Source organism: Vibrio quintilis, assembly GCF_024529975.1.
GTDB lineage: Bacteria > Pseudomonadota > Gammaproteobacteria > Enterobacterales > Vibrionaceae > Vibrio > Vibrio quintilis.
Map to the genome: position 1 here is coordinate 573,819 of NZ_AP024897.1, position 24,353 is coordinate 598,171.

Sequence of the window (24,353 nt, forward strand, 5' to 3'; positions counted from 1 at the left end):
TGGCTCCCCCTGCGGGACTCGAACCTGCGACATACGGATTAACAGTCCGCCGTTCTACCAACTGAACTAAGGGGGAACAAATTTTCAATAATGGTGCCTCGAGGCGGAATCGAACCACCGACACGAGGATTTTCAATCCTCTGCTCTACCGACTGAGCTATCGAGGCATGGTGCCGACTGCCGGAGTCGAACTGGCGACCTACTGATTACAAGTCAGTTGCTCTACCTACTGAGCTAAGTCGGCACACATACAAATAGTGGCTCCCCCTGCGGGACTCGAACCTGCGACATACGGATTAACAGTCCGCCGTTCTACCAACTGAACTAAGGGGGAACAAATTTTTCAATAAAATAAATGGTGCCGACTGCCGGAATCGAACTGGCGACCTACTGATTACAAGTCAGTTGCTCTACCTACTGAGCTAAGTCGGCACACGAAAATTCGTGGTGCCCGGAGGCGGAATCGAACCACCGACACGAGGATTTTCAATCCTCTGCTCTACCGACTGAGCTATCCGGGCAACGGGGGGTATTAAAAAGTTTTTCTTTGATGACGTCAACAATAAAATGCAAAAAAAGTATCGTTTGTTGCTTTTATGTACTCAATGCTCTGTTTATCCGCATTTTAGTTAAAAACTGATAGTAAAAAAGGGAGTAAGATTCGTTTTTTCACTTCACTTTTCCGGGGATTTTTCCTGAAATTGTTTTGAATTATATACCCAAGCAACCTGAACCCTGCATCTTCAGATTGTTTGGGTATATTGAGATTCAGTGGCGCCGTGATGTGGAAAACTGAGCGCAATTACGTCATGGAGAATTATTCCGGAGATGAAAACACAAAAGGAGAGATTCAAAGGTTAAGTTCTGTGCTGTCTGAAACAAAAAAAGCTACAGCAGATGCTGTAGCTTTTCTGAAAGTGGCTCCCCCTGCGGGACTCGAACCTGCGACATACGGATTAACAGTCCGCCGTTCTACCAACTGAACTAAGGGGGAACAAATCTTCAATAAATGGTGCCGACTGCCGGAGTCGAACTGGCGACCTACTGATTACAAGTCAGTTGCTCTACCTACTGAGCTAAGTCGGCACACGAAAATTCGTGGTGCCCGGAGGCGGAATCGAACCACCGACACGAGGATTTTCAATCCTCTGCTCTACCGACTGAGCTATCCGGGCAATGGAGCGCTATTAAACTGATTTTTATCATCCGCGTCAACCTGTTTTTTCAAAATTATGCAAAAATCCGGTTGAGCGATGAATTTTTGTTCATTTTAATGATGGTTTAAAGCTTTCCGGCATTGAACTGATCTTTATAATTTTTGACTTTCTGCAGATAACGTCTTGATTCTTTGTTCGGATGTTTATGTGTCAGCGCCCAGTAAAGCTGATTGGGCTTCAGATTATTTATTTTCTTAAATGCATATTGCCGGTCTTTACTGAAAGTATTGAGAACGCCACCTGCGCCACCGTTATAAGCAGAGATCATACTGTATTGCAGCGATGTCGGGTTTGAAATGGTATTTAAGTACTTATTCTTCAGTAAATAGAAATAAGCCGTTCCGGTATCTATATTGTTTCCCGGATTATAAAGATATTCAGGTGAGGGTTGTCCTGAGCGTTTTTTGATTTTACTGAAAACATCTTTTCCGGCCGTTTTAGGAACAACCTGCATCAGTCCGTAGGCATTGGCCCAGCTTACCGCATAAGGATTAAAGCTACTTTCTGTTTTGATAATGGCATAAATGAGATCTTCCGGAATGCCGTATTTACGGGATGCCTTGCGAATAAGGCTGGCATACTTATAGCTTCGGATTTCAACCTGATTATCAACCATCGGAATCTCAACATAGTAAGATTTGCGGAAGTTGACCTGCTTCACTTTGAGCTGGTGCTGAATCAGATAATCAGCAAAGCGGTTGGCACGCCATGACCATTCGATGGGTTTGTTGTCCTGATCCACAATTTGCCGGTACAGAAAGGGTTTGCCGTTGATCGCGACCTTTTTTGAGGAAAACAGATCAACATGCTTTGGATCGTCAGGTGTCAGTAACGTCGTGACAATTGCTTTTTTCAGATGAGAGAGCGGCTCCGTCGATGAAACGGTCTCGATCACAACTTTTCCCTGATTAAAATTCACATCAGCCCGGCTGCTGTAATCATCTATATACTTGACATAATTGGTTTTTCCGGCAATTTTGACGTTTTTAGTTCCCCAACGTTTTTCAATCTTTCCGGTAAAACTCTGAATCAGTGCGTCTAGCGCTTTGGTATCTTTCTGAAACTGACCGGGAAGTGAAGCCAGATTTTTAGCGAAGCGATTTGTTGGCTTAAAATCTACATCATACATTTTCTGTACTGTTTCGCGGCTGCACCCGCTGCCGATGAGCGTGACCGCCAACAAAAAAATTGACTTCGTCTTGTGTTGCATGGGGACCTCTGAATAAACAAACGCCACAATCTGCAAATCAATTGTGGCGTTAAATAGAATTACTGACCTGGGGGTGTGTAACCTTCAATATGAACATCTTGTCCTTCGAACAAAAAGTTAACCATTGCTTCTTCAATGATTTTTCTGTGTTCAGGATCCATCATGTTCAGTTTCTTTTCATTAATCAGCATGGTTTGTTTGTGTTGCCATAATCCCCATGCTTCTTTAGAAATATGATCAAAGATTCGTTTTCCTAATTCTCCCGGATAAAGTTGAAAATCCAGACCTTCAGCTTCTTTTTGTAAGTGTTCGCAATAAACAGTGCGACTCATAAAAGTTTCCTCAGTTATATGCCGGGAGAACAGAGCTACAGAAATTGATTCATCTGTCTGCACATCCGGTGTCGATGTTTTAAACGTGAATACGTTTTATTTATACCAAAGCGCAGCCCTTCGTGCTATGTAGCGCGCATATTTTATTTTGGTTTGTCATGAAGCGGTGAATTTTTTGTATTGATTTGGAATGCAAATCTCTGCAATCACCGCCGTTGTGGCATCAGGTGTTTTAAAATCAGCCCGTCAGGCCCGGAACCCGCTGCCACACATTCAAGTCAGATGTCGCAGCAAAAATTTTTTAATCGGCGTCGGTAACCCCAGGTTAAACACCTCTTGCTTATCCACCCATTGATACTTTGACTCTGTTTCGCTCCAGCTATCAATCCGCCATATACTGGCTTCGAGCTTATAATGAGTAAATGTATGTTTAAACTGACCTTTTAACCTGGCATGTTCTCCGAGCTGTTCCGGCTGAAGATGAATTTCCGGTAAACACCACAGGGCACCCCAGATGCCATCTTCTGCCCGTTTTTCCAGTAAAAGTTTGTCCGGTTGTTCAATCCATAAGAACTGCCCCGGCCGGACCGGAATAACCTTCTTTGGTTTGGGGGTCGGTAATTCATGAACCCGCTCATGACGCAAAGCAAGACAGCTCTCCTGCAGGCAACAGACATCGCAGCCGGGCTGTTTGGGTTTGCAAACTGTTGCGCCCAAATCAAGCAGTCCCTGAGCAAAAGTCCGGTTTTGCTGATGTGGCGTATAATCTTCAGCCAGTTGCCAGAGTTGTTTATCGACCCGCGAGGTATTCGGCACTCCATCAATTTCAAAAAAACGACAGAAGATGCGTTTGACATTACCGTCCACAATCGGCCCGTATTGATTAAAAGCGAATGAGGCGATAGCTCCCGCGGTATAACGGCCTACGCCCGGAATTTTCAGCAGTGAACCGGGATCGGAAGGAAACTCTCCCTGATACTCGTCCATAATAAACTGAGCGGCCTTTCTGAGATTTCTGGCCCGTGAATAGTAACCTAGGCCCTGCCAGTGTCGCATGACTTCATCTTCACTTGCTGAGGCCAGGTCACTGACCTGCGGAAAGTGCTGCATCCAGTTTTCAAAATAAGGAATCACAGTGGCGACCTGCGTTTGCTGGAGCATGATCTCAGAAACCAGCACCCGGTAAGGGGTCGGGTCGGTTTGCCAGGGCAAATCATGGCGGCCATGTTGTTGTTGCCAGTGGATCAGCTGATGCTGAAATTGTTCAGGTGTTAGTGGTTTTTGCATGATGATCGACTTTGATGACAAACATTACGGTTCAGGTGTATCCGTGATTTATGCTGATTCCATCACAGAAACCGGGTGTTGTAAAACATACAAATCTTGTGGTTTTCGGCTGTTAACCCGAAATTTACGGCAATAATACTTGCTTCAATGAGGATTCTTTGGATAATCACACCCCCTCTGATTGAGATTGAAAATTAAGCAACAAACAGTAAACAGCAGACAGGCAAAGCAATGAGTGATGTGACGACGAATGAGTATACTGAAGACGGCAAACTGGTACGCAAAGTCCGGAGCTTTGTTCGTCGTGAAGGCCGGTTAACCAAAGGTCAGGAAGCGGCGATGGAAGCATGCTGGCCGGTGATGGGCATTGACTACTGTGAGCAGCGGCTGGACTGGCAACAGGTCTTTGGTAACGATCATCCTGTTGTACTGGAAATTGGTTTTGGTATGGGCGCTTCTCTGGTCGAAATGGCTGAAAATGCGCCGGAAAAAAACTTTATCGGCATCGAAGTCCATAGCCCGGGGGTTGGTGCCTGTTTGTCAGCTGCGCGCGATGCCGGTGTGACGAATTTAAGGGTGATGTGCCATGATGCCGTTGAGGTTTTTGAGCACATGATTCCGGAGCACAGTCTGCATACTTTACAGCTTTTCTTTCCGGATCCGTGGCATAAAAAACGTCATCACAAACGCCGGATTGTCCAGCTTGAGTTTGCTGAAATGGTTCGTCAGAAGCTGATACCGGAGACCGGTATTTTTCATATGGCAACCGACTGGGAAAATTACGCAGAGCATATGATTGAAGTGATGAATCAAGCGCCCGGGTTTGCAAATATTGCTGAAGACGGTGACTTTGTCCCGCGTCCGCAAGAGCGTCCCTTGACCAAATTTGAACAGCGTGGTCATCGCCTCGGTCATGGTGTCTGGGATATTAAATTCCGACGGATAAGCTAAATATCACAGCATTCTGTTCAGGTGCTCAACCTCTGAATGTATTGATTGCTTCTTCTGCCTTTTCAGGAGTAAGCTGACAAAGCCAGCATTATCGTTGCTGGTTTTTTTAACGCTGTTTACCAGCACGCCAGACCCATAGGAATCAGCTGTTTCAGCTGGTTTGGGCATACCTATAAAAATATTTAAAAACAAAAAGTAAAGTCTGAAAACTATGAAACTCACCAATCAAATTCTTACGCAGATTCTGGATGAAGTGCGCCCGTTGATTGGACAAGGAAAAGTCGCTGATTATATTCCTGCACTCGCTGGTGTATCGTCAGAAAAACTGGGGTTAGCTATATTCACCAATCAGGGAGAACTCTTCGCCGCCGGTGATGCCGGGGAAGAGTTTTCAATTCAATCCATTTCGAAAGTGTTTAACCTGACGCTCGCTATGTCACTTTATTCTCAGGATGAAATCTGGTCTAAAGTCAGAAAAGAGCCGTCAGGTCATGCATTTAATTCCATGATTCAGCTGGAGGTTGAACAGGGCATTCCAAGAAACCCTTTTATTAATGCAGGCGCGATAGTTGTTGCCGACCTGCTTCAGTCCCGGCTTTCTTCACCCCGTCAGCGTTTGCTGGATTATGTGCGTTGCCTGAGTGATGACTGTGACGTGATTTATGATGAGGTTGTGGCTGAGTCTGAGATGAAGCACGGAGACAGAAATGCTGCGATTGCTTATCTGATGCGCGCATTTGGTAATTTTGACAATCCGGTTATGCCGGTTCTGGATACATACTTTCATGCCTGTGCTTTGAAAATGAGCTGTATTCAACTGGCCAAAAGCTTTAGTTATCTGGCGAATCAGGGGATTTCAGTACAAAGCGGTAAGCGGATTGTTTCACCGGTGGAGGCAAAACAGATTAATGCATTACTGGCAACCTGTGGCCTGTATGATGAAGCCGGTGAGTTTGCTTACCGGGTTGGCATGCCGGGCAAATCCGGGGTTGGTGGCGGAATTATTGCCATTGTTCCCGGAGAAATGACCATTGCGGTCTGGTCGCCGGAATTAAATGCCTCGGGGAATTCGCTGGCCGGAACGCAGGCGCTGGAAGTACTGTCCGGCAAAATTGGCCGGTCAATTTTCTAATCATAAAATGAACAGGGCTTCAGCCCTGTTCATACCACTTTGTTTCGTTATTTCAGCTGTTGTGCCTGATTTACTCATCCGGCATCAGGTTTTCCAGCAAATCATTCAGGAATAATTTGCCTTTTTGCGTCACCTGCCAGTGGCTTGTTGTTTCGCTTAGATAACCCCGGGTCATGTTCGGTTCGATCAACGGAAGAATCTGAGCTTCAGTCAGTCCCGTTCTGGCCTGAAATTCTGCCTTCGGACAGGCTTCGGTCAACCGGAAACGGTTCATGAAATATTCAAACGGCCGGTCTGCTTCCTGCACAGGTGTTTCACTGTCCCTGAAGGGCTTCAGCAAATTCAGATACCCTCTGGGATGTTTGACCTTCGTCGTTCGGATGATCCGGCCATCATCAAAGCTGAGTTTGCCATGAGCACCACAACCAATGCCCAGATAATCGCCGAAGCGCCAGTAATTTAAATTGTGCCGGCACTGATACCCCGGCTTTGCGTAGCCCGACGTTTCGTACTGGACATAACCCGCTGCGGTTAATTTCTGATGGCCCTGCTCATAGATTTCCCACAGGTGATCGTCATCAGGTAACCGGGGAGGGCGTGAATAAAATAAGGTATTCGGCTCAATTGTCAGCTGATACCAGGATAAATGTGGTGGTGCCAGCGCAATTGCCTGATCGAGATCGGCCATCGCCTGAGAGACCGTCTGTCCCGGTAACCCATGCATTAAGTCCAGATTAAAACTGTTCAGGCCGATTTGGTGGGCCAGCTCTGCGGCACGAATCGCTTCCTGACGTCCGTGAATCCGTCCCAGCTTTTCCAGCTTTTCTGCTTCAAAGCTTTGTACACCAATTGAAATCCGGTTGACGCCAGCCTGAACATACCCCTGAAATCGTTCTGACTCAATCGTACCGGGATTCGCTTCCATGGTAATTTCAATTTCATCGGCAAACGGAATCCGGGCCTCAATACCTGCGAGTAGTTGCTGAATTGCACCAGCACTGAACAGGCTGGGGGTTCCGCCGCCAATGAAGATCGAATGAAGCGAACGGGAAGACGCTGTCAGCCCGTAATCCCGGAGATCCTGATCGAGATCGTCCAGCAACGCGTGAATATAGGTTTGCTCCGGGATCTCAGCTTTCAGGGCATGAGAATTAAAGTCACAGTAAGGACATTTCTGCACGCACCACGGAATATGGACATACAGGCTCAGTGGCGGCGGAGAAAGAGGATGGCAAAGTTCCATAGATTCAGCTTCTGTCATTAACCGGCTTGTTGATTCAGTTGTTCAAATAGCTGACGGAGTGCTTTACCCCGGTGAGACAACTGTTTTTTCCGGGCTGGTTCCAGCTCGGCTGAAGCGCATTGATCTTCCGGAACAAAAAAGATTGGATCATAACCAAAGCCGTTGGTGCCGTGAGCTTCTTTCAGGATCTTTCCTTCCCACTGACCATGACAAATCAGTGGTGTTGGATCATCAGCGTGGCGCATCAGTACCAGCACGCAATGAAAGCGGGCCGTTCTTTTTTCTTCAGCCACATCACGCATGGCATCCAGCAGCTTTTCGAGGTTTTGCTGGTCGGTGGCATCTTCACCGGCATAGCGGGCTGAATAGATACCGGGGGCACCATTTAAAGCATCCACTTCCAGTCCTGAATCATCAGCGATGGCCGGTAATCCGGTCATCTGAGCAGCATGACGGGCTTTAATAATCGCATTCTCAATAAATGTGGTGCCGGTTTCAGCCACATCCGGAACCTGAAACTCACTCTGAGCTTTGACATCAAAACCAAAATCAGCCAGTAAGTCAGCCATTTCCCTGACTTTCCCCTGATTTCCTGTTGCTAACACAATCTCTTTTTTCATCGGTATTTCCCGGACGGTATAAATGTGGCGGTATCTTACCTTGCCCTCTGTTCCGACATCAACAACCAATCCACACCATTTCAGACGTGATGAATATCAGCGCGGAAAGAGTATCTGAATATCGATACCTGCTAATTCCAGCAGGCGTTGTGTGCCTTCTGCCACGGTGTTTTCTCCTGCAAGCGCACAACGCAGCAGCCAGTTGCCGGATAGGTCACAAAGGGGCGCGCAGGCATGGAAATACACCGGATACTCATAGCGTCTTTTCAAAACCTGAATGATCCATGTCTGATCAAAGCGGTGTTGTTCTGCGAGCAATTCGATGACGGGGTCATTTTCAATTCGCTGGTGTGACAGCGTGAGGCCGTCAGCAAGGCGGACTGATGATGTCAGCCCTGTTTCTGTCTGATGAATCCACTGTTCCAGCTCGTTGTTATTCAGGGATAAATGCATCACTTGTTACCGCTGTGTCCTTCGGTAAACCCTGCCTCATCTCAGGCCCCCACCAAATGACCATGGTTTGTGGTGAAGAAAGCGGCCGGGTACATTGTGCTGTGTTGCAGCGCGCATCTGAATGTGTGGCGCAGCCGCCCAGTAACAGAAAAAATATTCCGGTTAAACATAGTCGCATAGACAGCTCCAAAATCGTTATAAAGCAGGGTGAACCAGCGGTTTTCTGGTCTGTTGGTGCAGGTCCGGATGGCGGACCGCCATCATGATTTCGGCCGATTCTCCGGGCGCGAGCAGCGCATCCGGACGGACGGTGACGGCCAGCATATGACGGTGATTGCATCGGGCCTGATCAAAACGAACCGGCTGATTGCTGTCGTTGTGAAGCACACTAATCAGCACTGCATAATCTTTGTGACTGTACCACTGAAGTTTTTGCCGGTTGAACTCAAGTTGTTCCTGCTGCTGACAGTAGTAGCCTGGATCGACCGGGGCTTTTTTACGGGTAAATCCATCCGGAATGTAATAGTGACTGAGCCGGGTAAAAGCTTGCTTTATTTGCTGCCGGCTGACCGGTGGAGGTGCGGACTTTTTCTGACGGATACTTTTCGTCAGCAGCTCCCGGCTGTAACCGGACGTGTATTCCAGCGGATTCATTTCATTGCCGACCAGACGGGGGGTAATAATAAACAGACGCTCCCGTTTGGAATGGCTGTTGCTGGTGTAGCTGAACAGCTTTCCGACGCCCGGAATATCACCCAGTAGCGGGACTTTACTCTGTTGCTGCTGGTTTTTTTCGACTTTGAATCCGCCAATCACCAGTGAACGCTGTGTACGGACGATGGCCTGAGTGCTGATCGTACCTTTCTGTATGCTGGGGGTGCTTTGTGCGTCAGTTTGTTTGATATCGCCATCTTCAATATCAAGTGACAGCTGGATGAGACGGGCGGAAGGCGTGTCGATCAGGCGTGGAACAACCTGAAGGCTGGTTCCTGCGGTCAGAGACGTCACATTTGCGACCCGTTCCCCGGTGTTTTTAATAAAAGCAGTGTGATTAAAATCAATCACGGCTGGCTGATTTTCTACCGTCAGAATGGATGGATTCGCGACCAGAGAAGCATCACCGTCACTTTCCAGTGCTTTGATCCGGGCAAAAAAATGACCGAAGTCCTGAATCAGGACTGTTGCCGCTGAGCCGTCCGGAATAAACGGCGTCACTGCAGATGCATTCATGGTGGCTTCGGTGCTGCCACTGCCGATGCGCCAGTTAAATCCCAGCTCTTTGAGTTTACTGCGATCGATATCCAGAATAATGGCATCAATTTCGATCACATTGCGTGGCTGATCGAGCTGATTGATCAGTGTCTGATATCTGCTGCGTTTGTCTGTGTCATCGCGGATGAGCACCGCGTTATTCCGGATATCAGCGGTAATCATGGCATTTCCGGACTTTCTTTCACGGGCTGCCTGAGCCTGTTGCGACCGGGAGACATTTTGCCCGCTCACCTGCTGGCGGATTCTTTGTTGTGCACTGTCCTGCATCGAACTGAAGGACTGAAGGGTGTTGGTAAGGCTGTTGTCAGGGGCATTTTGCGCCAGTGGTGTTTTTTTTGTGTGTCCCAGCAATTCATTCAGCATGTTTGCCACGCCGGGAATCACCAGTGCCTGCTCGCGGTATTTGATATGCCGGTCATTGGCCTGAGCGTATTTCAACGGAAATACCATGATTTCCAGTTTTTCGTCGCCTTTCTTTTTCTTTTTCGCCAGCTTTTGAATCAGACGGACATAGCGTCTTGGGCCGGAAATGATGACAACGCCCTCATCAGGCAATTCACCCCAGCCGAAGCGTTTATCCAGCAAACCAACCTGGGTCAGCGCTTCTTTCAGATCAGGTACGGCATCTTCAGAAACTTCGAGACTGAGTGAGGTTTGGTCATCAAGCGGGCTGACATAAAGTGTGCCGTTATAAACGAACCACTGGAAACGGTACGCCAGTGCGAGGCGGTCCAGATAAGCTTTTGCCGAATCAGCCCTGATTTTTCCTTCCAGAGTTCCGGCGACTTTACCCATACTGAGTTTAACGCCAAAAGTGCCGGAGAATTCTTTCAGGGCTGCTCTGAGTGTGGTGTGCTTTGCATCATAAGCAAACGCCGTTTTTTTCCAGTTGGCCGGAACACTGGCCTGAGTCACCGTACTACACCAGAATGAAAGTATGACTGTTAACAGCAACGAAATTCTGCGCATTGTTGTCCCCGCTTGTTATGCCTGAGTTAATCCTGAAAAGTCCGGAGTTGCTGAGACAGCGTCAGTCCGGGGTGAAATGTCGGGCCGGATGCTGAAGGCCACTCACTGCCGGACGGACAATCTGTTGTCATGTCACACCAGACATCAGCCTGATTGAGCAGATCTTCAATCAACGCCATAACTTTCAGGCTCTTTTCTTCAGCAGTGCCTGAAAGGGGCTGATATCGCCCCAAAGAGTACTGATTCTCCGGGCTGACAGCAGGCAGGCCGCTGAACTGTGCCATACCCGCCTGAGTGATCTGCAACAGAAATACCGGTGATATTTCGCTGGTTGTCAGTCCGGTATCGATTTGACAGAACACCCCTTTTTCCTGACGGCTCAGTTCGCAGCGATAATGATCCACGCCAAAGCTGAAGCTTGCTTGCTGTGAGTGGAACCAACGGGTTAATCCGGACTGTAATTGTTCCGCAGGCAGACTGTGTGCCGTCGTATTTTGTGTTGTGATCTTGTGGCCTGCGGTGCTGCATGGCCCGGTTTCAGCGAATTTCATTAATGATGGCTTTGGCCAGATTATGTTTGACCTGAAGCTCCTGATTGGCCGCCCAGCTGGCGGTGGCATTTTGTCTCATGGCTGTGTTAAACGCATAAATATCTTCCAGCGACGCGTCATCCAGATTGGTGACGATATCGTCCATACTTTTCCGGGTCCGTTCAAATTGCTGATCCAGCTGGTGACGGATATGGTTCACTGAAGTCATAATCACCTCTTGAGGTTGGCATATTATTAGGGGAGGCGGTTGCTCAGACCGGCATCCGCAGTGGTTTTTTCTCAATCTGATCCGGCTGCTGTAACTGCCCGGTCACAAATGCCCGGACATCTTTGACCAGTTCAATGAACCCGGTTAATGTGTCGTGAAAATGATTTTCACTGGTTGTCTCAATGGCTAGTACTGAGCACAGATTGAGTTGTTCATGTTCATTGAGTGCCAGCCAGCATCCCTGCATTGCACTGATTTCAAAATTGAGTTGTAACAGGTGGCTGAGCTTTCTGGCGGAGATATTGGCGGGCAGCGTCATCAGTGCGCAATGAAAAATAATATTGTCACTGAAATCAGGCACTTCAATTACAGCGGCTTCCTGGTTGTCCGGGCCATATAAAGCACACAGACCATTTTTCAGGGACAGGTCGCTTTGAGTCACCTGTCCAAAGTGACGGATAAACTGACTGGCTTTGAGTTGTGTCGGTGTCATATCTTTTTCCTTTCCGGATGAGCGGGATGCATTAACTGAGTGGTCAGCCAGGTGAACTGGTTCCGGAAAAAATTGCCGGATTGACCTTTGATCTGGCGGCAATCTTGTAAAAAGTGATGAGGCTTATAGCCAGGCAACCTGAACCCTGCATCTTCAGGTTGCCTGGCTATACATCACTTTGTCTTCCGTAAGTGAGCTGGTCTGAACTGCCTGATTCAGAACGATGAATTTATTGAGATCGGGGCGTTAGTCCAGATAACGTTTCAGTGCCTGACGGGCCCGGGATAAACGGGAGCGGATTGTGCCGATCGGCACGCCGATTTTTTCCGCAGTATCCTGATAGCTATAATTTTCATCGACGATCATCTGCAGCATAGACTGGGTGTCATTCGGGAGGGTGTTCATTGCTTCCACAGCTCTTGTCAGCATACGCTCATGTTCAACCAGAACTGCCGGATTTTCTTCGGTTTCTGCTTCGAGATCGTAAAGAAGTGCGTCTGTCATTTCTTCAAACTGAGCCTGACTATAATGAGTTTTAAAATAGTTTCTGGTCAGGTTCACAGCAATACCAAACAGCCAGGTTTCCGGTTTTGAACCGCCATTAAAACGATCTTTACACCGCATGGCTTCAAGATAGGTAAGTTGTAATATTTCTTCGGCATCTTCTTTATGCCAGACTCTTTTTTGAATAAAACGGTGAAGACGTTCGTGTTGAGTCTGATAAAGGTTTTCTATATTTATGTGCCTGCTTTCATTGCCAGCTAAAGGGTTAGTTATTAGTTTAATGGTTTGCATATTATTACCTATTATTCACCAAATCTGAAAATGTTTTTATGTTTTATATAATTATTGTTTCTATATTTATTGAGTTGGAAAAAATGAATTTTTGTTCCAGATATTTTTCAATTAATTTGAGTTTATTATCAAATCATTAAATTAACTGTGAAGTCAATCCAAATAAATCCATATATTATAATGGCTTGTGATGTCTTTATTGTCAGCAGGTGTTTTTATTAAATTAATAATATTGAGTGGGTTAGCAGAATTTTATTTTCTGTGTCTATAATGGATTATACATTGTGTAAGTAAATCCCTACAGGATTGTAAATATATAATTCATTATAATTTCATCTGAATTTATATTATCTTTAAAGCAGATGTTCTTTACTGATCTGATATTTAAAGGAAAGGTGTTTCTATGCAATATTATATGATCATCATTATTGATAATGATTGTCATTTGAATTGGTTTAAATTTGTTCAGTTTTAGTATGGAAGCACTAAAAATAAAATGGCGTATTATTATTGACCATATGAAAAACAGGATTATTGGGTTTGTTTATTTTATTTTGTGAATCATATTTATCTTTTTTAGTTATTATAAGATCCACTTATCTGGTGGGATTTGTTTATACCCAAACAACCTGAAAATGCAGGTTGTAGTGAGACTTATATCATATTGTGACAAACTCGACCGCAGGGCGTGAGTTGAATCATGCATCTTCTGGTTGCCTGGGTATAGATTAAGCCGTAGCATCACGGATCCGGCATCATGTCTGATTACAAGGTTTCCAGATCGGGAATGTGGAGTTCTCCGTCAAGGATGGCATCCTGCTCCAGAGTTTTTACTGCCTGATAGATTTTGGCGACATATCTTAGCGTTTCCCGTGGGATATAGCTACCTGCTTCCTGTTTATACAGGGTTCTCGCCAGCCAGATAAACCGGATCACCGGAATCTGTTTTTCTTTTGCCTGAGCGATTAAATCCAGCGCATCGTCATCCATTCCTTTGCAGACGATTTTTGGCAAAGGTGTCTGGTCTGCCCGGTAATAAAGTCCGACGGCAAAATGCGTCGGGTTGACGATGAGCGCATCCGCATCTTCAAGCTCAGGTTTTTTCTGTGGTACCGGTCCGCCTTCGCTGGCTAAGCGTTTGGCTTCCGATCGACGGTGACCTTTCGCATGCGGATCGCCCTCCGAGTCTTTGAACTCCTGCTTTACATCGTCCTTGCTCATTTTCAGGCCCTTCAGGTAGAAATATTTCTGCATTCCGAAATCAATCGCAGCCAGAGCCAGTAAAGCCATCAGACAGGTATGTTCAATCTGACTGAAGAGTTGCGCGATACCATGCCAGGCCATATTCAGCGTGGTAAAGGGCAGTTTCAGCAGTGTGGTGGTCAGAGACGGAATCTGTAAATAAATAATACAGCTCAGTGCGGTGGCTTTAAGCAGACTGTTAAGTAATTCAAACAGCTTTTTCCCTGAAAACATATTCTTGATTTGTGAGACCGGGTTCAGACGGTTGAAGTCTATTTTGAGCGCTTCAGGAGCAAACAGGAAACCAAACTGAAGCCATGCGCCGGCTAAACGCATCAGAACAGCAATACCCAGTGCCATCATAATCAGTGATCCGGCAATGGTCAGGCAGTGTTGGGTCACAGCCCGGACGCCATATTCGAAAGGTTGAGCAATCAGGGAAACCGGCGCCGCAACCAGTTGTTGCAGATGGTTTATGCCGGTTTCCGCCATTGAAATTACGACTTCCAGCAATACGGCGACAATCAGGAGTTTAGGAATGTCCTGACTTTGCCCGATCTGACCCTTTTTTCTCGCATCCCGGAGTTTTTTCGGTGTTGGTTTTTCAGTTTTCTCACTCATACTTTTACCGTTTTGGCTGGAGGCCGGACAAATCAGGGGGGGGACTGATATTCACGGCACCCTGAAAATCAACTTCAGGGTGTCGCTGAAGTGATACCACTGCTGACTCTTTTCTCCGGCAAGGTAAAGCAGGTTCGGAATATAAAGAGCCAGAAAAAGAATCCCGCTCAGGCACTTCAGCGGCATCGCCAGAATATAAGCCTGAAGCTGCGGGCTGTATAAGCTGAGCAGCGCCATACCAAATTCGATAAACAACAGCAGGCCAACCAGCGGGACAGCGTAGAGTACCATGTTTGTGAATGCATCCGATAGCAAGCCGAGATAAGTGGCCATGCCATCGGCTGCCGGAGCGGGAAACCAGAGTGTCGGAGGCCAGATAGCGTAACTGTCCCAGATAATCTGTAACAGTACCGGCAGCGTACCTGACGTCACGATCAGCACGATCAGCATCTGCTTCATCATAAACCCCAGCGGGGTGAAATCGGTGCCCAGAGCCGGATTGAGCTGGCCGCCCATCAGCGCACCGCGCTGGTTATCAAACAGAGAACCGACAGACTCAAACAACCAGAACGGGATGGAGAGGATCGCGCCCAGTAACAGGCCAAGTACCGCTTCTTTGGCATAGAGACCGGCGAGCGTGATCCAGCTGTGATCCTGCGGCAGAGCGGCAAAAATACCGGGGGCAACGATAAAACCCAGTATCACAACAATAGCGTAGCGCAACATGCCTTTGAGTTCGTGAAAAGAAAACAGCGGAATCAGTAACAGGCAAGGGTATAAGCGGGCCATTGCCAGCGTGATGGCCAGTATCCAGTCGCTGAGACTGGCAATTCCCTGAAAAGGCATCTCAGTATCCCGTACCGGCGATCAGATTAAACGCCTGAATAGAGAACTGAATGATTTCGCCGCCGATCCAGCGTCCGGTCAATGCCAGCGTTGCTGTGACTGCGACCAGTTTAATCGCAAACGGCAGCGTTTGATCCTGTACCTGCAACAGTGCCTGCAGCAATGAGACAATGACCCCGACAAGCACAGCCACCAGCAAGGGGGGAGCTGAGAGCATCACCACCAGAATCATTCCCTGCCTGAAGAGCGTGAGTATGTCCATCTCCGTTCCTTTTACAGATAGGTGTAGAACAGGCCATCCAGCAGCCTTTCCCAGCCGTTAATCATGACAAACAGTAAGATCTTCAACGGTAATGACACCGTCATTGGTGAGACCATTTGCATGCCCAGTGCAAGCAGCAGGCTGGACACAATCAGATCAATGATGATGAATGGAATATAAATCAGAAAACCAATCTGCAATCCGGCTTTGAGCTCTGAAAGCATAAATGAAGGAATCACGATCATCAGATCATCTTTGGTCGCTTTTTTCGCCATCTCTTCCGGCCAGAGGCGGGATGTATTGTCCATGATATGAGCCCGGATATCCGGGTCGGTATTGTGCGCCATAAATTTCTGTAATGGCCCGGCAATATGATTCACACTGGTTTGAATCGCTTCCAGTGAACTGAAATCCGGCGGATTTTCTTTCACCCGCTCACTGACCTCTTTACCGACCGGTGCCATCACAAACAGGGTTGCAGCCAGCGCAATACCGTAAATAGCCATATTGGGCGGTACCTGCTGGACACCCATTGCATTGCGGGTGATCAGCAGGACCATCGAGATTTTCAGAAAGGCACTACAGACGATCAGCAGGATCGGCAGCAGTGACAGCCCGCCGAGAAACAGGGCAAAGATCAGCGGGTCGACTTGTCCGAGATTCATCCGGCTTGCTCCGTCTGGCCGGAGCTGACCGGGAGCAGAACACTGGTCAGCTGTACACCCAGACGACCATCTACATCCACCAGTTCACCGCGGGCAACGGGTTGATGACCGTGATACAGGGTGGCATGTCCGGCCGGTTCGCCGGTTGCTGTCAGAATACTGCCCGGCGTGAGCTGGCTGAGCGCTTCGATTGTCAGATCAATTTGTCCGGCTTGCAGGGACAAAGTGACCGGCATGTGCTCAGGTACCGGTGCAGCAGAGAAATGAGCGGTGCCCTTGCGGTGCTGATCGTGGTGTTGCTGATCCGTTTGCGGGAGTGGTGGCTGATGCTCAAATCCGTCTGTTGTTGTCGGTTCTTCAGTACTTACGAAGTTCTCTGAACTATCAAACTCTCCGGCCTCATCAAAGTCACCGGAGAAAAAGTCATCGTCTTCGAAGCTCTTGTCTTCGAAGTTACTGTCTTCATAGTTATTTTCTTCATAGTCACTGTCATCGTATTCGTCGTACATATTCCGCTCTCCGGATGCCGCTTTACTGATATGAGTGACTTCACAGGTAGTGACGGTTCCATGCTGCTGCACAGAAAGTTGTATTTGTGATCCGGCAATGTGTAGCGCACCTTCTCCCTGAACTGAGAAATATGGTGTAGTCAGCAACAGAATGTCGCCCGTGCCCAGCCGGTTGTAATCAGCGCCAGGCAGGGTCACTGTGCCCAGTGTTAACCGGCGCGACAGTAACAGTGAAGAAACATCCAGCCGGGATACCGGCCGCCAGCGCTGACGGGTCAGTAATTGTTCCAGTGTCGCCGGCGGCAGCCGTAAATAACAATGGCCGGTATGACCGGCCTGTTCCCAGCGCAGCTCAAAATTTATACCACAGACAGGTTCCGCTGACGGGCAGTGATGCAGAGAACCGAACAGCTGATGAAAATCCGGGTAAAGATGCTGGTTATATAATTCACTGAACCAGGTCTGAGCGGGTCCGGGCGAAGGCGACACCGGAGTGACAACAAAAGGGGCTTGTGAGAACCGGTTCAGCAGGGATGTTGCGCCGGAACCGCTCAGCTGCATCATCCCGCAGGCTGTTTGCAGCGTCAGGGCCTGTGTGTCCGGGGCCGGATCTTTCGGATCAGAAGCTCCCGGTTCAGAAATCTCCGGAGCATGGAAAGCGCTATCAGGCATGACAGATAACGTTAATGAGCCGGATAGTTGCTCTTTCCCGGTAAAGCGCATTTGTTGTCCGCGTCCTGTACGGTTGAGCATTTGCATCTGTTCTGTGGTGAATTTACGGCACCGTTTCAGAAAATCAGGCTTCATCTTCTGTCTCCTCCTCAAATGATGGCAGCGTCAGCTCAACCGGGCTTTCCAGCAAGGTTTCCAGATGCCGGGAAAAACGGGCATGGTGTTGCCTTGCATACTCACGGGATGAGGGCTGAAAAAAAGTTAACTGAATCTGCCATTGTTGCTGTGTCTGGCAGGCATTCATGCGGACTTCTCCCATATGCGGCAGAAGCAGGGTGCACGCAAAGGCTTCACCGGCTGCCGGGCTGAGATGGTGTGCTATTTTTTCGCAGACCATCATGTCGTATCCGCTGGCCGGATAAACCGGCATCGTCCGGGATTGCTGGTGTACAGCCGGGGTATCGGTATTCCGGATTCCAGCGGCGGTTTCTTCCGGCTGGCACAGTGTTGAAAACCAGCGGCTATCCTGCGTGTCTGACCATGATTCAGTCCGGGACAAATGCCTGTCCGGGAGCTCCTCCCGGCGGATGTCACCAGGCCGGGAATGATGAGGTTGATGCAAAGGCTGCGATGTATGACGCATTAGCTGTTTTCCTTGATTGACTCAGTCAGAATCCGCAGTCGCTCACTGTCCGTCCGCTGGCGATCTGCCTGTGTCCGGGCGGTTGAAACAGCCGATTGCTGCTGCTGACACTGTTGTTGCAGGGCATACAATTCACTTTGGGCTGTTTCTACTGACAGCAGTAATGCCTTTTCCTGATTCAGCCAGTCATTCAGTATGCGCTGGCTGATGGATTGTTGCTGGTGCCGGGTGGCCAGCGCCTGCTTTTCCTGATGGTATTGTTGTGTCCGGGTAGCCAGTTCCGCTGTTTTTTGTGCCGCTTTCTCCTCAAGCAGGCGCAGTTTCTGCTTCTCTTTGCGCCATTCCCGTTCGCTTTTCATCTGCCGGTGATCGCGAATGGGTTGCAGCAGGTTGATCGTGGCCTGTAAACTTTCCTGTGCTTCATCCGGCGTGACGATTTCTTCCGGTACATAGTTAGTCTTAGTCCGGTGCATAAGCTGCCAGTTGATTCAACAGTTGAATTGTGTCGTTATAGCCATGCGGATTACGGACAGGCTGTTGCAGAAACTGATTGATTTGCCCCTGCAGCGCAACCGCAGCATCGGAGAGCGGGTCATGTCCCTGTTCGTACTCACCCAGCCGGATTAACATCTCGACTTCTTTGTAAGCGGCCATCAGTTTTCTGACCTGTCCGGCTCCCTGAACATGGTGAGATTCGGTGACATTGGGCATGGTGCGGCTGATGCTGCCGGTGATATCGATAGCCGGATAATGATTCTTTTCTGCCAGCTTACGCGACAGAATGATATGGCCGTCGAGTAGTGATCGGACTTCGTCAGCCACGGGATCTCCGGCAATCACATCGCCTTCAATCAAAACGGTGTATAAAGCGGTGATGGAGCCGGCTCCTTCCATATTCCCGGCTCTTTCCACCAGCCGGGGCAGCATGGTATAAACCGACGGCGGAAATCCGCCCCGTCCCGGTGGTTCACCGGTTGCCAGGCCAATTTCCCGCTGTGCTCTGGCAAACCGGGTCAGTGAATCGATCAGCAACAGTACCCGTTTCCCTTCCGCCCGGTAGCCTTCGGCAATTGCTGTGGCGGTTGAGGCAGCGCGGGCGCGCTCCATGCTGGTCCGGTCTGATGTTGAGCAAACCAGAACCGATTTACTGCGTAGTTCTGCATCAAGCTCATGGTCAAGAAATTCGCGCAGTTCCCGCCCCCGTTCACCAATCAGACCAAACACAATGACATCGCAGGGAATGTTGCGGGCAATTTCTGCCAGCAGCGTGGTTTTACCGCAGCCAGCACCGGCAAAAATGCCGATGCGCTGACCTTCGCCAATGGTAAGTAATCCATCAATCGCGCGGATGCCGGTCGGCATGGGTTCAGAGATTCGCGGACGCTGTGTCGGTGCCAGTGCGTCGCTGATCACAGGGGTGGTCTGTGGATTGGCTTCCAGCGTAAATGCCGGCTTCGGCCCCTGAAGCAGGCGGCCAAAGCCATCCAGTACTGACCCTTGCAGGCTGTCATCACTGAGAATGGTGTGCGCCTGATAATGGGGTGTAATCAACGCACCGGTTGCGATGCCTTCCAGTGGCCCGAGTGCAGAGAGTAAAACCGTCTCTGCATCGAAGCCGACAATTTCTGCCAGCACCTGACGATCCTGCGCGCCATGAATGGTGCACAGATCGCCGATCCGGGCAAAAGGCAAACGGCTTTCCAGCAGAATACCGTTGATCCGTGTGACCCGCCCCTGAATCCGGACCGGACTGATTGATGACAAACGGGCCTGATGCCGTTTCACCCATGATTCGAGCCGGGATTCGCTGTGCATTACCAGGTCACCTCATAATTCCGTTTGCCCCTGAAAACAATTTTGTTGTTGTCGACGGAGACCAGCCGGATACCATTCAGTTCATCACCGATAAACAGTCGTTTTCCGTCGCGGGTGACGACACTGGCCATTGAGCCGGAAGTAATTTGGGTAATTTCAAACGGCAGTTGGGTGGAAGTCAGATACACCTGATTATCGACGCGGACTGAGGTGGTGAATTGTTGATGGAAGCGCGTCAGCATCCGTTCGAGGCGGGCTTTGCCTTCTTCTTTGAGTGTGCCGTTTAAAATGATCTGATTTTGCTGTTGGGCCACCGTGATGTTTTTCAGCTCCCGCTCAGCCAGCATCTGAGTCAGTTTCCGGCTGACTTCTGCGGGTGTTGTCAGTGCCGGAATGGTGGTTTCTTCTGTCAGCAAAGCTGGTTTTGGTGCGGGGGCTAACGCCGCCCAGGTGCTGGTCACCGCAATTGTTGCAGCACTGATAAATCCCAAAATGAAGGGTAAAACCGGGCTTTTTTCCGCTGATTTTTTTCCGGCCGCAGATGTTTCCTCAGCTGGTGCCGGTTCTGTGAGGGTGGCTGTTTCCTGTGATGCTTCCGGCCACGGGGTTGCCGCATCGACAATGGTCATCCAGATACCGTGAACCGCAAACACGGCCTGAGGCTGCATATTGTCTATGCGTTCGGACTGGTGGCCTTCCTGATCACTGACTTTTCCCTGTTCGCTGGTGAGTTCCCAGTTGTCGTCACGCAGGCGCAACCGGCAATGTTTTGGTTTGATTCCCGGATCAAACAGGATGAGATCGGCACTCTCGTCTGTGCCGATCAGCCATTCCTGACCGACAAGAGGTAACGCAGCACCGTGATGTAACCCGGTAAGTACTCGTAACTCATACATGATGACAGCACTCTGATAGATGAAAAATTTTCTCCGGAAAAAATGCAGAGACGCTATTGACCGGAGTCTCAGAAATTCAGGGTCTGCGACCCGCAGAGTCCCGGTAAAGGGACTCCTGTGATATCAGTTGAGTGGTCGGGAAAAGGGATGAGTTCCGGAAAAGGCAGGTTAAATCACTGTGGCGGAATGATTCAGGGCATCGTCAGAGTGGCGGATACATTGTCCGCCATCCTCTTTTGCCAGTTGTAGCGCCTGAATGACATGGCTCAGAAAAGCGTCCAGATTGTCTTGCGGGGTGCGGGTATGGATGCCGATACTCAGGTGCATTTGTAAATGCTCGCCTGAAAAACTAAATGTCAGTTTTTGTACCTGCGCCATAATTTCTTTGGCCAGGGAGGCGGCGGCTTGTCTGTCTGAGTTGCGCAGAAAGATCAGAAATTCATCACCGCTCCAGCGGCTGACTGTATGCGGTATTTTGATGTGCCGGCGCAAAATACCGGCCAGCTGAACGAGCAGCGTATCCCCGCTGGGGTGCCCATAATGCAGGTTGATTCGGGAAAACCGATCCAGATTCAGCAGCAATACCGATTGTGCTTCCTGTATTTCCGGCGGGCCTGAGAAATTCTGTCTCAGTGCCATTTCCATTCCTTTTCTGTTGGGCAGGGTTGTCAGCGGATCAATAATCGACTGGGCGAGGTTTTGTCGCCGCCATACCCGCCCGGTCTGGCGGATGATATACCAGATCACACCGGATAAAGTGCTGCCCAGTACAGCCAGCAAAATCAGGGGAAAAGTCACGATCTGGCTGTAGCCCGGCAGGCGGATATCACTGATCAGAACTGCATCCATCTCATCTAATGGTATCCCGCGGATTTGATGTCGCCCGTCCGGCGCCTGATAAGTGGCTGACGATGCGCCGTGAAGGATGCTCTCTATGGCTGGTTTCAGCGCGGGTAATTGCATCAGCTGTTGATTCTTAAGGGTTTGCAGTGGCCCGCCATGCAGATCCTGAACCAGCAATTTACCATTTTCGCTGATGATATAAAGTTTACAGTTGAGACTTTGTCTGAGCCGGTCCATCTGGAGCTGAAGCGGGATCAATTGAGAAGATGACCGGGTATCTGAAAAAATAACATCCGGCAGGGTCTTTAATTTCTCTTTCACCAGCCAGGCAGCAATTTCACTGTTGTGGGTTAACACTTCCCTGAGTTCATTTTTTTCATGACGGGCGAACACCCAGGTCATGATGATAATAAATGAAAGAATCAGGGTAGACAGTCTGATTGCCAGCAGGCGGCCAGAGACCATATTGTTTGCTAAGGGCGTTTCTATAATTTTATTTCTATTATACTTCAACGGATATTCGTCCTAATACATTGATCTGTGCAGTACTTTGTAACTCTGAAAAGGATAACACCGGTATATGATTAAATTCATCCTGAAGCAGGTTGCGCAGGATACGGCGCAAATCCTGAGCAACTAATAAAATGGGCTTCGGTGCTGCCAGCACGGGGAATGCTTCCCGCAGCTGCTGTACCAGTATCTGGCTGGCTTCCTGAGGCAGTGCAAAAAATGCCTCTGTTTGTGTTTGCCGCAATGAATCTCTGAGCTGCTCTTCTGTTTCCGGTGTCAGTAACCAGACATGCATTCCTGTTGTCGTATTGTACTGATGACAGATCTGAGCTTTCAGGCTGATCCGGACGTAGTCGGTGAGTGCACCAATATCTCTTTCATACTGACCATGTTCGATTAACGCTTCAGCAATCGGTCTGATCGCTCTGAGCGGAACACTTTCCGCCGCCAGACGCTGAAGCACCGCCGCAAATCTGGAAGTGGGAACAACGCGCTGAAGTTCCTGAGCCAGTTCAGATTGTTCAGTTTCGACCCAGCTTAGTATGGCTTTTGCCTCCTGTAAACCAATAAACTGAGGACCTGTGGCAAAGAACAAACGCTCAAGACGTTCCATCAGAAGCGTTGCCGGTAACACCGGATTCATTTCCGGATTTTGTGATAATGGATGTCCGGCCGGGAACCACATCCAGCGCTCTTCGTCGCGTTCAGCCTGTCCTGATTCTCCCTCTTCCAGATATTCCTGCGGGATGAGCTGGCGCTCAATCGCCACTTTGCCGGGGGCATAGGTGGCACTGAGTGTCGGCACTTCATAGACACAGAACTGAAATTCATCTTCAGCCAGTGCTTCGTTGTAATCAATATCAAAGGAAGGCAGCGTTATGCCATATTGATTGACAATTTTATTGCGGCAGCGGCGGGCGAGACGAATCAGCTCGACCGTAAACGGATCGCCCGGTGTGCTGCGACAGGGAGAAAAGACCAGCGTATAAGGACGGGCCGGATTAAAGCGACGGATATCTTCATCGCCGTTCATCTCTGGTGGCAGGTTACTATAACTTTCACTGGCAGCCCGGATGAGCTGTATCCGCCGGGCCTTAAACAGCTGAAACAGGCCACTGATAAATGAAATGCCAGCCAGCGTGAGAAAAATAACTGTAGGCATGCCGGGTAACAGAGCAAAACCTGTCATGCCACAGGCGGCAATAATCCAGGCTTTAGGCTGACTGGTGATCTGTTCTGCCATTTCCCGGCCTATGTTGGCATCCACGGATTGATTATCCGGTGATACCCGGGTAATGATCATCCCGGCTGTCAGTGAAATCAGGAGTGCAGGAATCTGCGCAATCAGACCATCACCAATCGTCAGAACCGAGTAGAGATGCATGGATTCGGATGCCGTCATATCATGCTGAAGCGTTCCGATGCTAAATCCGCCAATCAGGTTAATGGAGACAATCACCAGCCCGGCAATGGCATCACCTTTGACAAATTTCATCGCACCGTCCATCGCGCCGAAAAGCTGACTTTCTTTACTCAGCTCTTCCCGCCGGGCTCTGGCATCTCTCGCATCGATTAAACCGGCACGCAGGTCGCTGTCAATGGACATCTGTTTGCCGGGCATGGCATCCAGGGTAAAACGGGCCGCGACTTCCGCCACGCGTTCCGATCCTTTGGTGATCACCAGAAAGTTCACCACGGTCAGAATCAGGAAAATCACCAGTCCGACCGCCAGATTGCCGCCGACCACAAAGTTACCGAAAGCCTCAACAATATCTCCGGCATTTTGCTCCAGCAGAATCAGCCGGGTGGTTGAAATCGAGAGTGCCAGCCGAAACATGGTCGTCAGCAGTAAGACCGCCGGAAAAGATGAAAATGCCAGCGGCCCCGGCAGATACATGACTAATGCAATTAACAGTGAAGACAGACTGATATTAAAGGCGATCAGGACGTCAACCAGACCGGTTGGCAGCGGAATGATCATCATAAAAACGATGGCAATGACGAAAATGCCGCCAACAATTTCGGAGCGCTTCATCGCGGTCATGGCGATCCGGTTCAGGATCAGAAATAACTGGTTCATTGATAACTCCTGTGGG

25 protein-coding genes and 9 tRNA genes are annotated in these 24,353 nt (G+C 49.1%); 2 read left to right on the forward strand and 32 right to left on the reverse strand.

Annotated elements, in window-relative coordinates; genetic code table 11:
• From OC443_RS02755 to mutY, 12 genes are all read right to left on the reverse strand, one after another.
• Positions 1 to 76 (reverse strand) — tRNA-Asn (locus OC443_RS02755).
• Between the two features lie 15 nt (positions 77 to 91).
• Positions 92 to 167: transfer RNA gene (locus OC443_RS02760), tRNA-Phe, on the reverse strand.
• 1 nt (position 168) lies between these two features.
• Positions 169 to 244 (reverse strand) — tRNA-Thr (locus tag OC443_RS02765).
• Between the two features lie 14 nt (positions 245 to 258).
• Positions 259 to 334, reverse strand: a tRNA-Asn gene (locus OC443_RS02770).
• A gap of 22 nt (positions 335 to 356) precedes the next feature.
• A tRNA-Thr gene (locus OC443_RS02775) sits at positions 357 to 432 on the reverse strand.
• Positions 433 to 445: 13 nt separating this feature from the next.
• Positions 446 to 521 (reverse strand) — tRNA-Phe (locus OC443_RS02780).
• A 397-nt stretch (positions 522 to 918) separates the two neighbouring features.
• Positions 919 to 994: transfer RNA gene (locus tag OC443_RS02785), tRNA-Asn, on the reverse strand.
• Positions 995 to 1,010: 16 nt separating this feature from the next.
• Positions 1,011 to 1,086 (reverse strand) — tRNA-Thr (locus OC443_RS02790).
• Positions 1,087 to 1,099: 13 nt separating this feature from the next.
• Positions 1,100 to 1,175 (reverse strand) — tRNA-Phe (locus OC443_RS02795).
• 106 nt (positions 1,176 to 1,281) lie between these two features.
• A complete protein-coding gene (gene mltC / locus OC443_RS02800; RefSeq protein WP_073580833.1) occupies positions 1,282 to 2,427 on the reverse strand; it encodes a membrane-bound lytic murein transglycosylase MltC in 1,146 nt (381 codons plus the stop codon).
• 59 nt (positions 2,428 to 2,486) lie between these two features.
• Positions 2,487 to 2,759, reverse strand: coding sequence for an oxidative damage protection protein (locus tag OC443_RS02805; RefSeq protein ID WP_073580835.1), 273 nt, complete (start codon positions 2,757 to 2,759; stop codon positions 2,487 to 2,489).
• Positions 2,760 to 3,032: 273 nt separating this feature from the next.
• Positions 3,033 to 4,046: an A/G-specific adenine glycosylase gene (mutY, locus tag OC443_RS02810; RefSeq protein WP_073580837.1), complete on the reverse strand. Its 1,014-nt coding sequence runs from the start codon at positions 4,044 to 4,046 to the stop codon at positions 3,033 to 3,035.
• A 231-nt stretch (positions 4,047 to 4,277) separates the two neighbouring features.
• Here mutY and trmB point away from each other — a divergent pair, with 231 nt between their 5' ends.
• Positions 4,278 to 4,997, forward strand: coding sequence for a tRNA (guanosine(46)-N7)-methyltransferase TrmB (gene trmB / locus OC443_RS02815; RefSeq protein WP_073580839.1), 720 nt, complete (start codon positions 4,278 to 4,280; stop codon positions 4,995 to 4,997).
• 211 nt (positions 4,998 to 5,208) lie between these two features.
• Positions 5,209 to 6,129 carry a glutaminase B gene (glsB, locus tag OC443_RS02820; protein ID WP_073580843.1) on the forward strand — a complete coding sequence of 307 codons (921 nt, stop codon included), beginning with the start codon at positions 5,209 to 5,211 and terminating at the stop codon, positions 6,127 to 6,129.
• Between the two features lie 70 nt (positions 6,130 to 6,199).
• On the opposite strand, the gene hemW is transcribed toward glsB, so the two are convergent.
• The 20 genes from hemW to sctV all read right to left on the reverse strand — a co-directional run bounded on the left by hemW (position 6,200) and on the right by sctV (position 24,337).
• On the reverse strand, positions 6,200 to 7,372 hold the full coding sequence (gene hemW / locus OC443_RS02825) for a radical SAM family heme chaperone HemW (RefSeq protein WP_073580845.1): 1,173 nt from the start codon (positions 7,370 to 7,372) through the stop codon (positions 6,200 to 6,202).
• 17 nt (positions 7,373 to 7,389) lie between these two features.
• Entirely contained in the window at positions 7,390 to 7,992 is a 603-nt protein-coding gene (locus OC443_RS02830) for an XTP/dITP diphosphatase (protein WP_073580847.1), read from the reverse strand.
• A 96-nt stretch (positions 7,993 to 8,088) separates the two neighbouring features.
• Positions 8,089 to 8,448 carry a hypothetical protein gene (locus OC443_RS02835; protein WP_262021634.1) on the reverse strand — a complete coding sequence of 120 codons (360 nt, stop codon included), beginning with the start codon at positions 8,446 to 8,448 and terminating at the stop codon, positions 8,089 to 8,091.
• Entirely contained in the window at positions 8,426 to 8,623 is a 198-nt protein-coding gene (hrpT, locus tag OC443_RS26345; protein ID WP_370738729.1) for an HrpT family type III secretion system protein, read from the reverse strand. The genes OC443_RS02835 and hrpT overlap by 23 nt, the downstream gene beginning before the upstream one ends.
• Before the next feature lie 17 nt (positions 8,624 to 8,640).
• Positions 8,641 to 10,686, reverse strand: a complete 2,046-nt coding sequence (sctC, locus tag OC443_RS02840; protein ID WP_083601548.1) for a type III secretion system outer membrane ring subunit SctC — start codon at positions 10,684 to 10,686, stop codon at positions 8,641 to 8,643.
• Positions 10,687 to 10,712: 26 nt separating this feature from the next.
• Positions 10,713 to 11,237, reverse strand: coding sequence for a hypothetical protein (locus tag OC443_RS02845; protein ID WP_073580851.1), 525 nt, complete (start codon positions 11,235 to 11,237; stop codon positions 10,713 to 10,715).
• Positions 11,224 to 11,445 carry a serine kinase gene (locus OC443_RS02850; RefSeq protein ID WP_073580853.1) on the reverse strand — a complete coding sequence of 74 codons (222 nt, stop codon included), beginning with the start codon at positions 11,443 to 11,445 and terminating at the stop codon, positions 11,224 to 11,226. The genes OC443_RS02845 and OC443_RS02850 overlap by 14 nt, the downstream gene beginning before the upstream one ends.
• Before the next feature lie 43 nt (positions 11,446 to 11,488).
• Complete coding sequence (locus OC443_RS02855) at positions 11,489 to 11,938, reverse strand: type III secretion system chaperone (protein WP_073580854.1); 450 nt, start codon at positions 11,936 to 11,938, stop codon at positions 11,489 to 11,491.
• Between the two features lie 246 nt (positions 11,939 to 12,184).
• Positions 12,185 to 12,733 carry an RNA polymerase sigma factor gene (locus OC443_RS02860; protein ID WP_073580856.1) on the reverse strand — a complete coding sequence of 183 codons (549 nt, stop codon included), beginning with the start codon at positions 12,731 to 12,733 and terminating at the stop codon, positions 12,185 to 12,187.
• Between the two features lie 765 nt (positions 12,734 to 13,498).
• Positions 13,499 to 14,596, reverse strand: a complete 1,098-nt coding sequence (gene sctU / locus OC443_RS02865; RefSeq protein WP_073580858.1) for a type III secretion system export apparatus subunit SctU — start codon at positions 14,594 to 14,596, stop codon at positions 13,499 to 13,501.
• A gap of 51 nt (positions 14,597 to 14,647) precedes the next feature.
• Positions 14,648 to 15,442, reverse strand: a complete 795-nt coding sequence (sctT, locus tag OC443_RS02870; RefSeq protein WP_073580860.1) for a type III secretion system export apparatus subunit SctT — start codon at positions 15,440 to 15,442, stop codon at positions 14,648 to 14,650.
• 1 nt (position 15,443) lies between these two features.
• Complete coding sequence (gene sctS / locus OC443_RS02875) at positions 15,444 to 15,704, reverse strand: type III secretion system export apparatus subunit SctS (protein ID WP_073580862.1); 261 nt, start codon at positions 15,702 to 15,704, stop codon at positions 15,444 to 15,446.
• Between the two features lie 11 nt (positions 15,705 to 15,715).
• On the reverse strand, positions 15,716 to 16,369 hold the full coding sequence (gene sctR / locus OC443_RS02880; RefSeq protein ID WP_073580864.1) for a type III secretion system export apparatus subunit SctR: 654 nt from the start codon (positions 16,367 to 16,369) through the stop codon (positions 15,716 to 15,718).
• Complete coding sequence (locus OC443_RS02885) at positions 16,366 to 17,685, reverse strand: FliM/FliN family flagellar motor switch protein (protein WP_073580866.1); 1,320 nt, start codon at positions 17,683 to 17,685, stop codon at positions 16,366 to 16,368. The genes sctR and OC443_RS02885 overlap by 4 nt, the downstream gene beginning before the upstream one ends.
• Entirely contained in the window at positions 17,675 to 18,193 is a 519-nt protein-coding gene (locus OC443_RS02890; RefSeq protein ID WP_073580868.1) for a type III secretion system HrpP C-terminal domain-containing protein, read from the reverse strand. Before OC443_RS02890 ends, OC443_RS02885 begins: the two co-directional genes overlap by 11 nt.
• Positions 18,193 to 18,666 carry a hypothetical protein gene (locus OC443_RS02895; protein WP_073580870.1) on the reverse strand — a complete coding sequence of 158 codons (474 nt, stop codon included), beginning with the start codon at positions 18,664 to 18,666 and terminating at the stop codon, positions 18,193 to 18,195. The genes OC443_RS02890 and OC443_RS02895 overlap by 1 nt, the downstream gene beginning before the upstream one ends.
• Complete coding sequence (locus tag OC443_RS02900) at positions 18,653 to 20,008, reverse strand: FliI/YscN family ATPase (RefSeq protein ID WP_073580872.1); 1,356 nt, start codon at positions 20,006 to 20,008, stop codon at positions 18,653 to 18,655. Before OC443_RS02900 ends, OC443_RS02895 begins: the two co-directional genes overlap by 14 nt.
• Positions 20,008 to 20,904: an FHA domain-containing protein gene (locus tag OC443_RS02905; protein ID WP_073580874.1), complete on the reverse strand. Its 897-nt coding sequence runs from the start codon at positions 20,902 to 20,904 to the stop codon at positions 20,008 to 20,010. The genes OC443_RS02900 and OC443_RS02905 overlap by 1 nt, the downstream gene beginning before the upstream one ends.
• Positions 20,905 to 21,072: 168 nt before the next feature.
• Positions 21,073 to 22,212, reverse strand: a complete 1,140-nt coding sequence (locus tag OC443_RS02910; protein WP_073580876.1) for a GGDEF domain-containing protein — start codon at positions 22,210 to 22,212, stop codon at positions 21,073 to 21,075.
• A 37-nt stretch (positions 22,213 to 22,249) separates the two neighbouring features.
• The gene (gene sctV / locus OC443_RS02915) at positions 22,250 to 24,337 is read right to left on the reverse strand and encodes a type III secretion system export apparatus subunit SctV (protein ID WP_073580878.1); all 2,088 of its coding nucleotides are present in this window, start codon (positions 24,335 to 24,337) and stop codon (positions 22,250 to 22,252) included.
• Positions 24,338 to 24,353: the final 16 nt, after the last annotated feature.

Excerpts from the sequence above, each read along its gene's own strand:
- mltC (WP_073580833.1), bottom strand. The coding sequence starts at position 2,427 with ATGCAACACAAGACGAAGTCAATTTTTTTGTTGGCGGTCACGCTCATC.
- OC443_RS02805 (WP_073580835.1), bottom strand. The coding sequence starts at position 2,759 with ATGAGTCGCACTGTTTATTGCGAACACTTACAAAAAGAAGCTGAAGGT.
- mutY (WP_073580837.1), bottom strand. The coding sequence starts at position 4,046 with ATGCAAAAACCACTAACACCTGAACAATTTCAGCATCAGCTGATCCAC.
- trmB (WP_073580839.1), top strand. The coding sequence starts at position 4,278 with ATGAGTGATGTGACGACGAATGAGTATACTGAAGACGGCAAACTGGTA.
- glsB (WP_073580843.1), top strand. The coding sequence starts at position 5,209 with ATGAAACTCACCAATCAAATTCTTACGCAGATTCTGGATGAAGTGCGC.
- hemW (WP_073580845.1), bottom strand. The coding sequence starts at position 7,372 with ATGGAACTTTGCCATCCTCTTTCTCCGCCGCCACTGAGCCTGTATGTC.
- OC443_RS02830 (WP_073580847.1), bottom strand. The coding sequence starts at position 7,992 with ATGAAAAAAGAGATTGTGTTAGCAACAGGAAATCAGGGGAAAGTCAGG.
- hrpT (WP_370738729.1), bottom strand. The coding sequence starts at position 8,623 with ATGCGACTATGTTTAACCGGAATATTTTTTCTGTTACTGGGCGGCTGC.
- sctC (WP_083601548.1), bottom strand. The coding sequence starts at position 10,686 with ATGCGCAGAATTTCGTTGCTGTTAACAGTCATACTTTCATTCTGGTGT.
- OC443_RS02845 (WP_073580851.1), bottom strand. The coding sequence starts at position 11,237 with ATGAAATTCGCTGAAACCGGGCCATGCAGCACCGCAGGCCACAAGATC.
- OC443_RS02850 (WP_073580853.1), bottom strand. The coding sequence starts at position 11,445 with ATGACTTCAGTGAACCATATCCGTCACCAGCTGGATCAGCAATTTGAA.
- OC443_RS02855 (WP_073580854.1), bottom strand. The coding sequence starts at position 11,938 with ATGACACCGACACAACTCAAAGCCAGTCAGTTTATCCGTCACTTTGGA.
- OC443_RS02860 (WP_073580856.1), bottom strand. The coding sequence starts at position 12,733 with ATGCAAACCATTAAACTAATAACTAACCCTTTAGCTGGCAATGAAAGC.
- sctU (WP_073580858.1), bottom strand. The coding sequence starts at position 14,596 with ATGAGTGAGAAAACTGAAAAACCAACACCGAAAAAACTCCGGGATGCG.
- sctT (WP_073580860.1), bottom strand. The coding sequence starts at position 15,442 with ATGCCTTTTCAGGGAATTGCCAGTCTCAGCGACTGGATACTGGCCATC.
- sctS (WP_073580862.1), bottom strand. The coding sequence starts at position 15,704 with ATGGACATACTCACGCTCTTCAGGCAGGGAATGATTCTGGTGGTGATG.
- sctR (WP_073580864.1), bottom strand. The coding sequence starts at position 16,369 with ATGAATCTCGGACAAGTCGACCCGCTGATCTTTGCCCTGTTTCTCGGC.
- OC443_RS02885 (WP_073580866.1), bottom strand. The coding sequence starts at position 17,685 with ATGAAGCCTGATTTTCTGAAACGGTGCCGTAAATTCACCACAGAACAG.
- OC443_RS02890 (WP_073580868.1), bottom strand. The coding sequence starts at position 18,193 with ATGCGTCATACATCGCAGCCTTTGCATCAACCTCATCATTCCCGGCCT.
- OC443_RS02895 (WP_073580870.1), bottom strand. The coding sequence starts at position 18,666 with ATGCACCGGACTAAGACTAACTATGTACCGGAAGAAATCGTCACGCCG.
- OC443_RS02900 (WP_073580872.1), bottom strand. The coding sequence starts at position 20,008 with ATGCACAGCGAATCCCGGCTCGAATCATGGGTGAAACGGCATCAGGCC.
- OC443_RS02905 (WP_073580874.1), bottom strand. The coding sequence starts at position 20,904 with ATGTATGAGTTACGAGTACTTACCGGGTTACATCACGGTGCTGCGTTA.
- OC443_RS02910 (WP_073580876.1), bottom strand. The coding sequence starts at position 22,212 with ATGGTCTCTGGCCGCCTGCTGGCAATCAGACTGTCTACCCTGATTCTT.
- sctV (WP_073580878.1), bottom strand. The coding sequence starts at position 24,337 with ATGAACCAGTTATTTCTGATCCTGAACCGGATCGCCATGACCGCGATG.